A 12,726-nucleotide genomic window follows, 5' to 3' on the forward strand; every position below is an offset into this window, starting at 1 on the left:
CCCAGGGCGATGATCTCGGCGCCGTCGCCGTCTCGACCGGCTTCGAGACTGCGGCGGCGCCGAGGTCATCGGGGAGAGGCGGGTGGCGGTCCGGCGCACCGGCCGGAGGGCGCGGACAGCAGGCCCAGGTGGAGCGCGCGCAGCACGGCGCGGGTGCGGTCCTTGACGCCGAACTTGGCCAGCACCGTGGAGACGTGGTTCTTCACGGTGCCCTCGGCGAGGAAGAGGGCGTCGGCGATCTCCCGGTTGGTGAAGCCGCCGGCCAGCAGCCGCAGGATCTCGGTCTCCCGCGGTGTCAGCGGCTCGGGGACGGGCAGGTGGGCGAACCCGTCGGGTTCCGGTTTCGCGCCGACGGTGCGCAGCAGCCGGTCGGTGAGCGCGGGCCGGACCAGCGTGCCCCCCTCGGCCAGCGTCCGGACCGCCCCGACCAGCTCCTCCAGGGTGACGTCCTTGAGCAGGTAGCCGCGGGCTCCGGCGCGCAGCGCGCGCAGCACCAGTTCGTCGTCGTCGAAGGTGGTGAGGACGAGCACCGGTACGGTGCCGCCGGCCTCGCGCAGCGCCTCCAGGGTGGCGATGCCGTCCCGGCCGGGCATCCGCAGGTCGAGCAGGAGGACGTCGGGCCGCTCCCGCTCGACGGCGGCCAGCGCCTCGTCGCCGTCCGCGGCGCGCCCCACCACCTCGATCTCCCCGCTGAGCGCGAGCAGGTTCTCGATGCCCTGGCGGACCAGGGTCTGGTCGTCGGCCACGCAGACCCGGATCACGTCGGCACCGCCTCCCGGGCGGGCAGTTCGGCGCGGACCGAGAAGCCGTCCGAGCCGTCGAGTTCGACGGTCCCGCCGAGCGCCGCCACCCGCTCCCGCAGTCCGCGCAGCCCGTTGCCGGGGACGACGCGGGCGGCGCCGACCCCGTCGTCCCGCGCCTCCAGGCGCACGCCGGCGCCGTCGGCGGTGAGCCGCACCCGCAGTTCGCCGGCGCCGGAGTGGCGGATGGCGTTGGTGGCGATCTCCTGCACCGCGCGCACCAGGGCGGCGGCGCGTTCGTCGTCGACGTCGATGCCCGGGTCGGCCTCCAGGACCGTGCGCGGGCGGGGGATCCCCTCCAGCACGGCGGCCAGCGCGGCGTGCAGGTCGAAGGAGCGGTGCCGCTCGCTCCCCACCACCGAGCGCACGTCGGCGAGGAGCTCCTTGGCCAGCCCCCGCGCCCGGGCCACGTGCTCCCGGGCGGGGCCCTCCGCGCGGTGCACGGCGATCTCCAGCTCCAGCGCCAGGGCGGTGAGCTGGTGGCCGAGGACGTCGTGCAGCTCGCGGGAGATGCGCAGCCGCTCGCGGGCCTGGCTGGATTCGGCCAGCAGCGCCGAGGCGCCGCGCAGCTCCACGTGGGCGGCCGAGAGGGCCTTCAGCGCCTCGGCGGCCCGCCGGTGGCTCCACACCATCGCCCCGGTGCCCGCCTGCAGCAGCCCGTAGAGGACCACCGAGACGAGCGCCTCGGAGGGGCGGGCCGCCTGCTCCACCAGCGGCCCCAGTCCCAGGGCCGCGGCGGCCAGCACCGCGGAGTTCCAGGCGATGGCGGCGGCGGTCCCGCGCAGCCCGCCGTGCATCGCGCAGAGCGCGGCGCCGACCACCAGGAGGATGAGGCCCATCCCGCCGCGGTTGGGCGAGAGCAGCACCACGGCCGAGGCGGTGAGCACCGGCGGGGCGAGCAGGAGCAGCCGGGCCCGGGCCGAGGAGGGGGTGGGGCGCACGGCCGCGGCCACCAGCGCGGCCAGGCAGGCGACGAAGACCGCGAGCCACCCGGCGAAGTAGGGCCAGGGGGCGGCGGCCAGCACGCCGGAGCCTTCCACCGCTCCGATGAGCAGGCACACGGCCAGCATGCCGATGCCCGCCCACATCTCCGTTCGGCCGCCGCCTCCGCCGTCCATGGCTCCGACCCTACCGAGCGGGCCCGCGCCGCCGGCAGGTGCCGGAAGTCACGGGCGGAACCGGTGACGAGCGGCAGATACGCCGGAGGGGTGCGCCTTCCTAGCGTGGTCGGCACCGGGGCGGGAACCGCGCCCCGGTGTTCGGAGAGGAGGCGCGGACATGGCCGCCATCGAGATCGAGGGGCTGCGCAAGAGCTACCGCGGGCGGGCCGTCGTCGACGGGGTCGACCTGGCCGTCGAGCAGGGCGAGGTCTTCGGGGTGCTGGGGCGCAACGGCGCCGGGAAGACGACGACGGTGGAGTGCGCCGTCGGGCTGCGCAGGCCGGACGGCGGGCGGGTGCGCGTCTTCGGCGCCGACCCGCGCCGGGAGCGCGACCGGGTGCGCCAGGCGGTCGGCGTCCAGCTGCAGCAGACCCACCTGCACCCCGCCCTCACCGTGATCGAGCTGGTGCGGATGTACCGGTCCTTCTACCCCGGCGGCCTGGACCCGGACGAGCTGGTCGAGCGCCTCGGCCTGGGCGGGGTGCGCGGCACCCGGTACGAGGGGCTCTCCGGCGGCGAGGGCCAGCGGCTGTCGATCGCGCTGGCGCTGGTGGGGCGGCCGCGGCTGGCCGTGCTGGACGAGCTGACCACCGGGCTGGACTCCTCGGCCCGCCGCGGCATGTGGGGGCTCATCGAGGGGATGCGCGACGAGGGCGTCACCGTGCTGCTGGTCACGCACTTCATGGAGGAGGCCGAGCGGCTGTGCGACCGGATCGCGGTCTTCGACGCGGGCCGGGTGCTGGCGCTGGACACCCCGGCCGGCCTGATCGGCCGGGCCGGCGGCGGCGCGGAGGTGTCCTTCCGCGCCCACGCCCCGCTGGAGCGCTCGCTGCTCACCGCGCTGCCCGGGGTGGAGGAGGTGGTCGTGCGCGGCGGGGAGGTGGCCGTCTCCGGCGGCGGCGACCTGGTCGGGGAGGTCACCGCCGCGCTGCTGCGGCACGGGGTGCCCGCCACCGACTTCCGCACCCGCACCGCCACGCTCGACGACGCCTTCCTCGCCCTCACCGGCCACGAACCGGAGGAGCCGGCGGCGGACGGCTCCGCGATGAAAGGACGATGACCGATGACCGGAACCGCTCTTCCCGCCGCCCGCCGCCCCGGCCCGGCCGCCTGGGGGCAGCTGCTGCTGGCCGAGGCCCGGATGGTCGTGCGCGACACCTCCGGGCTCGTCGTGCCGATCGGCTTCCCCGTCCTGCTGCTGGTGATGAACGGGGTGTCGCAGGGCGGCGACCAGGTGCTGCCGGGCGGCACCACCGTGATGAACGGGATCATCATGCCGCTGACCACCACCATGGTGGTGGCCCTGGTGGGCGTGGTGAACATGCCGTCCTTCCTGTGCACCTACCGCAAGTACGGGATCCTGCGCCGGCTCTCCGTCACGCCCGCCCGGCCGGCGATGATCCTCGCCGCGCAGATGGCGGTGAGCCTGGTCCAGGTGCTGATCGGCGTCGGGCTGATGGCGGCGATCGGCGCACTGGCCTTCGGTGTGGCGGCGCCGCCGGCCCTGGGCTGGGCGCTGCTGGCCGGCGCGCTGCTGGTCGCCGCGATGTACGGGGTGGGCACGCTGATCGCCGCCGTCGCGCCGAGCGTCGGCGCCGGCCTGGCCATCGGGCTCGCCGCGTTCTTCGTGATGCTCGCCCTGGGCGGCGGGCTCGGCCCGATCGCGAACCTGCCCGAGGCCCTGCAGGCCGTCGGCGAGCGGCTGCCCTATGGGGCCGGCAACGCCGCACTGGCCGCCGCCTGGTCGGGCGAGCGCCCGGAGGCCCTGCACCTGGCGGTGCTCGCCGTGTGGGGCGCGGTGACGGGCGGCCTGGCGGCGCGGTTCTTCCGCTGGACCTGACCCGGGGGCTCCCGGGCCCGCGGGCGCCGACCGGCCGCACCGCCTCCCCTGTGCCCCGGCCCCGGGGCCTGCCCGGAGGCCTGCGCGGGGGCCTCCCCGGTCGGCGCCGGACCTCCGGCGGGGGCGGCGGGCCCTCCGCCCGATCCTCTGCCCGGCGCCCCGGACCGCCGGCGGGCGCGGGTTAGCATGCGGTTCAGAACGTCCCCGGCGGAAGGAGGCCCCTCATGCGGGCCAACGAGGTTCCCACCGAGGAGATCCGGCGGGACCCGGCGGCGTTCGCCGACCGGGTGACCGCCGACGGCCGCCTGGACCGGCGGGCCGAGGCCGGCCGGTACCGGCTGGTCGTCAGCCGCGCCTGCCCGTGGGCGCACCGGGTGGTCATCACCCGCAGGCTGATGGGGCTGGAGCGGGCCGTCTCGCTGGCGGTGGCCGACCCGCGCCAGGAGATCATCGGCGGCGAGCCGCACTGGGTGTTCACCGAGGAGACCGGGAGCCCCGGCGGCCTCGACCCGGTGCTGGGCGTGCACGCCCTGCGCGAGGCCTACCTGGCGCGCGACCCCGGATACACCGGCGGGGTGAGCGTGCCCGGCCTGGTCGACGTGGACAGCGGCCACCTGGTCAGCAACGACTACGACCGGCTCGCCCTGGACATGGCGACCGAGTGGGGCGGCCTGGTCCGCGAGGGCGCCCCGGACCTGTACCCGGAGCCGCTGCGCGAGGAGATCGACGCGGTGGGCGCCGAGGTCTACCGGGACCTGAACAACGGCGTCTACCGCGCCGGGTTCGCCCCCGACCAGGAGCGCTACGACGCCGCGGTCACCGCCGTTTTCGACCGGCTGGACGCGCTGGAGGAGCGCCTGGCCGGCCGGCGCTACCTGGTCGGCGACACCGTCACCATGGCCGACGTCCGGCTCTTCCCCACCCTGGTCCGGTTCGACGCGGTCTACCACGGCCACTTCAAGTGCAACGTGCGCAAGCTGTCGGAGTACCCGGCGCTGTGGGCCTACGCCCGCGACCTGTTCCAGACGCCGGGGTTCGGCGACACCGTGGAGTTCGACCACATCCGGGTGCACTACTACTGGGTGCACACCGGGATCAACCCGACCCGGGTGGTGGCCCGCGGCCCCGACCCGCGCGGCTGGCTCGCCCCGCACCGCCGCGCCGACCTGGGCGGGAGCCCGTTCGGCACCGGCACCGCCCCGGGCCCGGTCCCCGAGGGGGAGCGCGTCCCCGCACCGGCCTGACCCCCGGAGCGCGGCTTCCCCCGCGGTGGTCTCGGCGCCGCGGCCCCGTCGGCGCGCCCGGACGGGGCCGCAGTGCCGAGACCACCGCCCTGGAGCAGGGGCTCCCGATGCCGCCCGCGGGGCGGGCCGGGGCCGGGGCGCGGGAAGACCGGGCCGGGTGGCGGGGTCCTCCCGCCGGTCAGGGCCTGGTTCCGGCGGCCTCCGCGGTCATCGCGCCCGGTCCTTCAGCAGCGAGCGGACCAGGCGGCCGAAGAGGAACCGCCCGGCCTGCGCGGTGGGGGCGTCCAGCAGCCGGGGGAACCGGGCGATGCGGGCGTCCTCCTCCCAGAGGACCAGGGAGCCGCCGGGGGCGGCGCGGACCTCGATCTCGGCCCAGCCGGTGATCACGGATCCGCGCTTCTCCAGCCGGCAGCGGCCGGGGCGGCCGCCGGCGGGCGGCTCCCAGCGGACCACCTCCATCGGGTCGTCGAAGCCGAGGGGGCCCAGGCCGGTACGGGCGCGCAGCAGCGTGCCCGGGCGCGTCGGCCCCGCCGGTTCGGCCTCGACCCGGGTGAGCGGGACGTGGACGCCGTGCCGCCGCCAGTCGGTCACCCGGCGCCAGGCCTCCGCGGCGGACAGCGGGGACCGGTGCACGACCCGGAAGAGTGCCATGGCCGCATGCTAGACCGCGCCGCCCCGGACCGGCCCGCGTCCCTCCGCGTTGATCTTGACGTCGTTGCCGCCTCAGAGCCGGGTGGTCTCCAGTGTCCGTTACAACACCGCACACCAGAGGGCAGGAGGGGCCGGCCGGTCGGCCTGGCGTGGCGCCCCGCGGAGCGAAGGTTCAGACAGGCGGCAACGGCGCAGGCAGGAGCGGGGTCGAGCATCCAAGCCGGACGCGGCGCCTCGCGGAGCGAAGGTTCAAGCCGGCGGCGACGGCAGGAAGGGGGCACCGGCCGGCCGGTCTGGCGCGGCGCCCCGCGGAGTGAAGGCTCAGACCAGCGGCGACGGCACCGGCAGGAGCAGGGCGGAGGCGGTCACCCGAGCGCGGCGCCTCACAGGGCAGGGGTTCAAGCAGGCAGCGACGGCGGCGGTGGGAACCGGCCGGTCGGTCGGGTGCGGCAGAGCAGGGAGGGGCGGCCGGGGCGGGCCGGGGGGCGGGTTCGTCGTGCCCGCGTCGCCCGGGCGCCGGGACCGGCTACCCGTGAAACCGCTGCCCCTCTCTGGCCTGGCCGAATACGCAGGGTGATGGCGGGGAGGGGTGCCCTGCGCACCGCGAGAGCACCCCGGTGATTCCCGGGCGCGCATCCCGGCCCGGAACAGGCCCCTAGAGGCCCGAATCACCCTGATCGGGCCGGTGATCGGGGGTTCGAGCCACCCGCAAGGCCGCAAAGCAGGGGGCCGGAACCTGGGCAGAGGCGGCGTGGAGGGGAGATGTCGCTTTTGCCTTGCCGGGAGGGCCCGTCTTGGCCACTCTGGGTAATCGATGAGGGGGTGGTGAGGGCCTTGGGGCTTACTACTCGCTGGTAGATGTAATCGGGGTGCTGCGGAGGTGCGCAGGGCGTCCCCGCTCCCGCCTGTTCCTCGCCGCAAACCAGGCATATAGGGATAAGGACCCCTGGCGGGCCCGGGCAGGCGGGCCGGCCCGCGCCGCCGGGGCGCCGCCTCCCCTCGCCGGGAGCACGCGCCGCCCCCGGCCGGTGAACGCGGCGCCCGCCCCCTCCCGCCCTCGCCGCCCGCTTGAACCCTGGCCCCGCGAGGCGCCGCGCCCGGGTGAGGCCTGTGCCCCGGTCCTACCCTCGCCGTCGCCGCCCGCCTGAACCTTCGCTCCGCGGGGCGCCGCACCGGACCGACCAGCCGGTCCCCCTTCCCGCCTTCGCTGCCCGCTTGGACCTTCACTCCGTGGGGTGCCGCGCCCGGGTGAGGCGCCCGCCCCGCCCCTGCCGCTGCCGCCCGTCTTGACCTTCGCTCCGCGGGGCGCCGCGCCCAACCGACCAGCCGGTCCCCCTTCCCGCCTTCGCTGCCCGCTTGGACCTTCACCCCGTGGGGTGCCGCGCCCGGGTGAGGCGCCCGCCCCGCTCCTGCCGCTGCCGCCCGTCTTGACCTTCGCTCCGCGGGGCGCCGCGCCCAACCGACCAGCCGGTCCCCTTCCTGCCGTCGCTGCCCGTCTTAGCCTTCGCCCCGTGAGGCGCCGGGCCCGGGGACACCTCCGCCCCGCCCCTGCCGCTGCCGTCGCCGCCCGCCTGAACCTGCACTCCGCGAGACGCCGCACCCGACCGACCAGCCGGTCCCCACCGCCGCCCTCGCCGTCAGCCTGACCCCCGACCCCGTGGGGCGCCGGGCCCGGCCAGGGCGCCTCCCGTCCCTCGGCTCTTCCCGAGTTCCCCGCTGCAACGGCCGCTTGGCGGCAGGCCGGTCGAGACGGCGGCGGCGTCGAGATCAACGCGGGAGCAGGAAGGCTCCGAGACGGTCGGCCACCTCGGCGGGGCGCTCCTCTTGGAGGAGGTGGCCGCAGGGCAGGGCCTCCCCCTCCACCGGCCCGTCGGCCACCTCGCGCCAGGTCGCGGTGACGTCGTAGAGCTCGCCGACGGTGCCGAGCGCGCCCCACAGCGCCAGCAGCGGCCGCTCCAGGAACCGGCCGGCGGCGGTGTCGGCCCGGTCGTGCTCCAGGTCGATGCCGGCCGCGGCCCGGTAGTCCTCGCAGATCGCGTGGACCGTGGCCGGGTCCCGGTAGCAGCGCAGGTACTCCTGGACCAGGTCCTCCCGGGGCACCCCCTCGGTGCGGCTCTGGCCGCGCAGGTGCGCGCGGAGGTAGGCCTCGGTGGCGCCGGCGATCATCGTCTCCGGCAGCGGGGCGGGCTGGATCAGGAAGAACCACCAGAAGTACCGGGTCGCGAACGCGCGGTCGGTCCGGTCGTACATGGTGGCGGTGGGGGCGATGTCGAGCACCGCCAGCCGGTCGACCGCCTCGGGATGGTCCAGGGCCATGCGGTGCGCGACCCGGCCTCCGCGGTCGTGGCCGACCACCGCGAACCGCTCGTGGCCGAGTTCGCGCATCACCCGCACCTGGTCGCGGGCCATCGCCCGCTTGGAGTAGCGGGCGTGGCCGGGGCCGCCGCCGGGTTTGCCGGAGTCGCCGTAGCCGCGCAGGTCCGCCGCGACGACGGTGTGCCGCTCGGCGAGCACCGGCGCGACCTCCCGCCAGGTGGCGTGGGTCTGGGGGTGCCCGTGCAGGAGCAGCACGGGCGGCCCGTCGCCGCCGGTGGCGACGCGGACGGCGACCCCGTCCTCGCCGGCCGCGTCAACGGCCTCGAAGCCGGGGATCAGGGTGTCGGGCATCGCGGTCCTCCCGTGCCGCCGGCGCTGGTCAGGGGCGCGCCGCGGCGGTGATCGCCTCGGACACCGCCCGGCCGAGCGAGGCGGTTCCGCCCTTGCCGCCCAGGTCGGGGGTGAGTTCGGCGCGCTCGCCGGCCAGCACCTCCTCGATGGCGCGCAGCACGGCGTCCGCGGCCTCCGGCTCGCCCAGGTGGTCCAGCATCATCGAGGCGCTCCAGATCTGGCCGATGGGGTTGGCGATCCCCCGGCCGGCGATGTCCGGCGCCGAGCCGTGCACCGGCTCGAACAGGCTGGGGTGGCGGCGCTCGGGGTTGACGTTGGCGCTGGGCGCGATGCCGATCGTGCCGGCGCAGGCCGGGCCGAGGTCGGAGAGGATGTCGCCGAACAGGTTGCTGGCCACGACCACGTCGAACCGGTCCGGGTTGAGCACGAAGTGCGCGGTGAGGATGTCGATGTGGTACTGGTCGACGGCCACGTCGGGGTAGTCGGCGGCCATCCGGGCCACCCGCTCGTCCCAGTAGGGCATGGTCTGGGAGATGCCGTTGCTCTTGGTGGCCGAGGTGAGCCGCTTGCGGTCGCGGGTCCGGGCCAGCTCGAAGGCGTAGCGCAGGATCCGGTCGACGCCGGTGCGGGTCATCACCGTCTCCTGGACGACCGCTTCGCGGTCGGTGCCCTCGAAGATGCGGCCGCCGATGGAGCTGTACTCGCCCTCGGTGTTCTCCCGGACCACGTAGAAGTCGATGTCGCCGGGGCCGCGCCCGGCGAGCGGGCTGGTCACGCCGGGCATGAGGCGGACCGGTCGGACGTTGGCGTACTGGTCGAAGCGGCGGCGGAACTGCAGCAGGCTGCCCCAGAGCGACACGTGGTCGGGGACGGTCTCCGGCCAGCCGACGGCGCCGAGGAAGATCGCGTCGTGGCCGGACAGCTCCTCGAACCAGTCCTCGGGCAGCATCCGGCCGTGCTCGGTCCAGTAGTCGGCCGAGGCGAAGCCGTACTCGACCAGGTCGAGCCGGAAGCCGAAGGCGTCGGCGGCGGTGCGCAGCGCGCGGACGCCCTCCGGGACGACCTCCTTGCCGATTCCGTCCCCCGGGATCACGGCGATCCTGTACGAGCGGGTCATTCGGGCTCTCCTCCCCGGTGCCGGTGCGCTTCCGTCGGACGAAACTACAGCGCAACAAAGCATGGAAGAATGCCCCCGGGTGCAACGCACCCTTGCACCCGACGCAAGGAAGGACCGATGCGGCCCCTCTCCGACCTGGACGACCTGGACTTCTTCGCCGCCGTCGCGCGGGCGCCGAGCCTGACCGCCGCGGCGCGCGAGTGGGGGGTGTCCCTGGCCGCGGTGAGCCGGCGGCTCACCCGGTTGGAGGACCGCCTCGCCACCCAGCTGGTGCGGCGCAGCACCCGGCGGCTGGCGCTGACCGAGGCCGGGGAGCTGTACGCGGCCGGCGCGCGGGGGCTGCTGCAGGACCGGGCCGACCTGGAGGAGCGGGTCAGCCGCTCCTCCGACCGGCTGCAGGGCCCGGTGGCGGTGTACTGCACGCTCGGCCTGGGCCGGCACCACATCGGGCCGCTGCTGCGGGAGTTCGCCGACGCCAACCCGCAGGTGAGCGTGGAGCTGACGCTCTCCGAGCACGCCTTCAACATCGCCGGGTCCGGTTACGACGCGGCGGTGCGCGTCGGCCCGCCGCCGGACGCCCGGCTGCGGCTGCGGCGGCTGCTGCCCAACCGGCGGATCGTCTGCGCCGCCCCGTCCTACCTGGCCGCCCGCGGGGCCCCGCGGACCATCGCCGACCTGGCCGGGCACAACTGCCTGGTGCTCAAGGAGAACGACGCCGACTTCGGGATCTGGCGGTTCGGCACCGGCCCGGACGACGAGACGGCGGTGCGGGTCGGCGGCGACATGGCCGGCAACGACGGCGAGGTGATCGCCGAGTGGTGCCTGGCCGGGCGCGGCCTGATGATGCGCTCGGCCTGGCACGCGCTGCCGCTGGTCCGCCAGGGCCGCCTGGTCCAGGTGCTGGAGGACGTGCCGACGCCCCAGGCCGACATCCTCGCGGTCACCGACCCCACCGCCCACCTCCCGCACCGCACCCGCGCCCTGCTGGACCACCTGGCCGAAGGGCTGTCCGCCCGGATCCCCGCCCCCGGCGGCGGGTAGGCGCCCGGCCGGCCGGGCGGTGCGGCCGCCTGTTCCGCGCCGGTGTCCGCTGCCATAATCGGCGGGTCGCCCACCCGACCCCCCGTTCCCGGGTAGAAGGGCAAGACGTGCAACCGCTGCTGCCCAGCGACCCCCCGCGCATCGGCGGGTACCGGCCGGTCTCTCGCCTGGGCGAGGGCGGCATGGGCCGGGTCTACCTCGCCGAGTCCCGGTCCGGGCTCCTGGTCGCGGTCAAGGTGATCCGCCCCGAGTTCGCCGACGAGGAGGGGTTCCGCGCCCGCTTCGCCCGCGAGGCCGACGCCGCGCGCCGGGTCGGCGGACCCCGCGCCGCCCGGGTCGTGGACGCCGACCCCGCGGCCGAGACCCCGTGGATCGCCACCGCCCACGTCCCCGGCCCCACCCTCGCCCGGGCGGTCCGGGACCGCGGCCCCATCGCCCCGCCCGCCCTGCACGCGCTGGCCCTCGGGCTGGCCGAAGGGCTCAAGGCGGTGCACGCCGGCGGCCTGGTCCACCGCGACCTCAAACCGGACAACATCATCCTGGCCGAGGACGGGCCCTGCATCATCGACTTCGGCATCGCCCGGCCGCTGGACGCCGACAGCCTCACCACCCGCGGGGCGGTCTTCGGCACCCTGCCCTACATGTCGCCGGAGCAGACCGACGGCTCCCGGGTGGGCCCGGCCTCCGACGTGTTCTCGCTGAGCACGGTGCTGTCCTACGCCGCCTCCGGCACCGGCCCGTTCACCGGCGCCACCATGGCCGAGACGCTGCGCCGCCTCATCGGCCCGCCGCCCGACCCGGGCGGCACCGACCCCGTCGTCCGCGCGCTGATCTCCGAGGGGTGGAACCACGACCCCGGGCGGCGCCCCGTCCCGGACGAGATCATCGCCCGCCTCGCCGGGCTCGACCTCCGGGGCGCGTGGCCGCCGCCGCACGTCCGGGACGCGCCCCCGCCCGGACCGCCCGGCGGTCCCCCGGCCGCCGGCGGGGGCCCCGCCACCGAGCCCGACGCCACCCTGGCGCGCACCCGGGCCGGCGGACCGGGGCCCGGTCCGGCGGCCCCGGTCCGCCCCCGGCCCGAGGGGCGGCCCGGGAAGTCCCGGAAGAGGGCGGTGGGGGCCGCCGCCGGCGCCGTCGTCCTGGCCGCCGCCGGCGCCCTCGCCGCCGTGCTGTGGCCCCCGCCCGCCCCCGACGCCGTGCTCACCGGGCACCGGGACACGGTGATCGCGCTGGCGTTCAGCCCCGACGGGGAGACGCTCGCCACCGGGAGCCTCGACTCCACCGCCCGGCTGTGGGACACCGGCACCGGCGCGGCGCTCGGCACCCTCGCCGGGCACGGGGACTGGGTGGACGGCCTGCGCTTCAGCCCGGACGGCGCCCTGCTCGCCACCGTGGGCGAGGACTTCGACACCCGCCTGTGGGAGACCGGCACCGGGGAGGAGGTCGCCGTGCTCTCCGGCGCGGGCGACGTGAACGAGGACCTGGTGTTCAGCGCCGACGGGACCAGGGTCGCCGCCAACTCCAACGACCCCGCCTCGGTGCAGGTGTGGGACACCGCCACCGGGGAGCGGACCGCCGCCCTGCCGAGGCAGGAGGAGAACGTGTTCACCCTGGCGTTCAGCCCGGACGGCGCCCTGCTCGCCACCGGCGGCCACGACGACGCGGTGCGGCTGTGGGACGCCCGGACCGGGGAGGACAAGGGCGTCCTCGCCGTGTACGAGGAGGCCGTGACCCAGGTGGTGTTCGGCCCCGGCGGCACGCTCGCCACCGGGAGCCGGGACGGCGTGGTGCGGCTCTGGGACGTCGCCGCCGAAGAGGAGGTCGCCGCCCTGCCCGGGCATCCGGACGAGGGGGACCGGATCGAGTTCAGCCCGGACGGGGAGACGCTCGCCACCGGCGGCGCCGACGGCTCCGTGCGGCTGTGGGACGCCGGGACCGGGGCGGAGAAGGCCGTCCTCGGCGAGTACGAGGACGGGGTCGGCCAGATGGTGTTCAGCGCCGACGGCGGGACGCTCGCCACCACCGGCGGCGACGGCGCCGAGGGCACCGCGCGGTCGTGGGACGTCGCCACCGGGGAGGAGACCGCCTCCCTCCGGGTCGGCGAGGTGCGGAGCATCGCGGTGAGCCGGGACGGAGGCATGCTCGCCGCCTCCGACTACGACGGCGCCGCGTACCTGTGGGAGATCCCCTGAGCCGGCCGCCGCTC

10 protein-coding genes are annotated in these 12,726 nt (G+C 76.5%); 5 read left to right on the forward strand and 5 right to left on the reverse strand.

The genetic code is table 11. The features are described 5' to 3' along the window. Nucleotides 1–65 precede the first annotated feature (65 nt). Both D459_RS0105080 and D459_RS30785 read right to left on the reverse strand, forming a co-directional pair. A complete protein-coding gene (locus tag D459_RS0105080; protein WP_017591917.1) occupies nt 66–761 on the reverse strand; it encodes a response regulator in 696 nt (231 codons plus the stop codon). Next, nucleotides 758–1,918 (reverse strand): sensor histidine kinase, encoded by a 1,161-nt coding sequence (locus tag D459_RS30785; protein WP_017591918.1) that lies wholly within the window; start codon nt 1,916–1,918, stop codon nt 758–760. The genes D459_RS0105080 and D459_RS30785 overlap by 4 nt, the downstream gene beginning before the upstream one ends. Before the next feature lie 160 nt (nt 1,919–2,078). Here D459_RS30785 and D459_RS0105090 point away from each other — a divergent pair, with 160 nt between their 5' ends. From D459_RS0105090 to D459_RS0105100, 3 genes are all read left to right on the forward strand, one after another. Beyond that, nucleotides 2,079–3,020, forward strand: coding sequence for an ABC transporter ATP-binding protein (locus D459_RS0105090; RefSeq protein WP_017591919.1), 942 nt, complete (start codon nt 2,079–2,081; stop codon nt 3,018–3,020). 3 nt (nt 3,021–3,023) lie between these two features. Beyond that, a complete protein-coding gene (locus D459_RS0105095) occupies nt 3,024–3,800 on the forward strand; it encodes an ABC transporter permease (protein WP_017591920.1) in 777 nt (258 codons plus the stop codon). Nucleotides 3,801–4,024: 224 nt separating this feature from the next. Beyond that, on the forward strand, nt 4,025–5,044 hold the full coding sequence (locus tag D459_RS0105100) for a glutathione S-transferase family protein (protein ID WP_017591921.1): 1,020 nt from the start codon (nt 4,025–4,027) through the stop codon (nt 5,042–5,044). 207 nt (nt 5,045–5,251) lie between these two features. Here the strand turns inward: D459_RS0105100 and D459_RS0105105 are convergent, their stop codons facing one another. The 3 genes from D459_RS0105105 to D459_RS0105115 all read right to left on the reverse strand — a co-directional run bounded on the left by D459_RS0105105 (nt 5,252) and on the right by D459_RS0105115 (nt 9,479). Continuing rightward, the gene (locus D459_RS0105105; RefSeq protein ID WP_017591922.1) at nt 5,252–5,695 is read right to left on the reverse strand and encodes an SRPBCC family protein; all 444 of its coding nucleotides are present in this window, start codon (nt 5,693–5,695) and stop codon (nt 5,252–5,254) included. 1,767 nt (nt 5,696–7,462) lie between these two features. Then, nucleotides 7,463–8,362 carry an alpha/beta fold hydrolase gene (locus tag D459_RS0105110; protein WP_017591923.1) on the reverse strand — a complete coding sequence of 300 codons (900 nt, stop codon included), beginning with the start codon at nt 8,360–8,362 and terminating at the stop codon, nt 7,463–7,465. 28 nt (nt 8,363–8,390) lie between these two features. Further along, entirely contained in the window at nt 8,391–9,479 is a 1,089-nt protein-coding gene (locus D459_RS0105115) for a tartrate dehydrogenase (protein WP_017591924.1), read from the reverse strand. A 117-nt stretch (nt 9,480–9,596) separates the two neighbouring features. Between D459_RS0105115 and D459_RS0105120 the strand changes: the two genes are divergently transcribed. Beyond that, entirely contained in the window at nt 9,597–10,520 is a 924-nt protein-coding gene (locus tag D459_RS0105120; RefSeq protein ID WP_017591925.1) for a LysR family transcriptional regulator, read from the forward strand. 107 nt (nt 10,521–10,627) lie between these two features. Next, a complete protein-coding gene (locus D459_RS37310; protein ID WP_017591926.1) occupies nt 10,628–12,712 on the forward strand; it encodes a WD40 repeat domain-containing serine/threonine protein kinase in 2,085 nt (694 codons plus the stop codon). Nucleotides 12,713–12,726 lie beyond the last annotated feature (14 nt).

The sequence above is a fragment of the Nocardiopsis potens DSM 45234 genome (assembly GCF_000341105.1).
GTDB classification, from domain to species: domain Bacteria; phylum Actinomycetota; class Actinomycetes; order Streptosporangiales; family Streptosporangiaceae; genus Nocardiopsis_A; species Nocardiopsis_A potens.

Bases quoted from the DNA above. Each gene is read 5' to 3' on its own strand.
- D459_RS30785 (WP_017591918.1), bottom strand. From the start codon at position 1,918: ATGGACGGCGGAGGCGGCGGCCGAACGGAGATGTGGGCGGGCATCGGC.
- D459_RS0105090 (WP_017591919.1), top strand. From the start codon at position 2,079: ATGGCCGCCATCGAGATCGAGGGGCTGCGCAAGAGCTACCGCGGGCGG.
- D459_RS0105095 (WP_017591920.1), top strand. From the start codon at position 3,024: ATGACCGGAACCGCTCTTCCCGCCGCCCGCCGCCCCGGCCCGGCCGCC.
- D459_RS0105100 (WP_017591921.1), top strand. From the start codon at position 4,025: ATGCGGGCCAACGAGGTTCCCACCGAGGAGATCCGGCGGGACCCGGCG.
- D459_RS0105105 (WP_017591922.1), bottom strand. From the start codon at position 5,695: ATGGCACTCTTCCGGGTCGTGCACCGGTCCCCGCTGTCCGCCGCGGAG.
- D459_RS0105110 (WP_017591923.1), bottom strand. From the start codon at position 8,362: ATGCCCGACACCCTGATCCCCGGCTTCGAGGCCGTTGACGCGGCCGGC.
- D459_RS0105115 (WP_017591924.1), bottom strand. From the start codon at position 9,479: ATGACCCGCTCGTACAGGATCGCCGTGATCCCGGGGGACGGAATCGGC.
- D459_RS0105120 (WP_017591925.1), top strand. From the start codon at position 9,597: ATGCGGCCCCTCTCCGACCTGGACGACCTGGACTTCTTCGCCGCCGTC.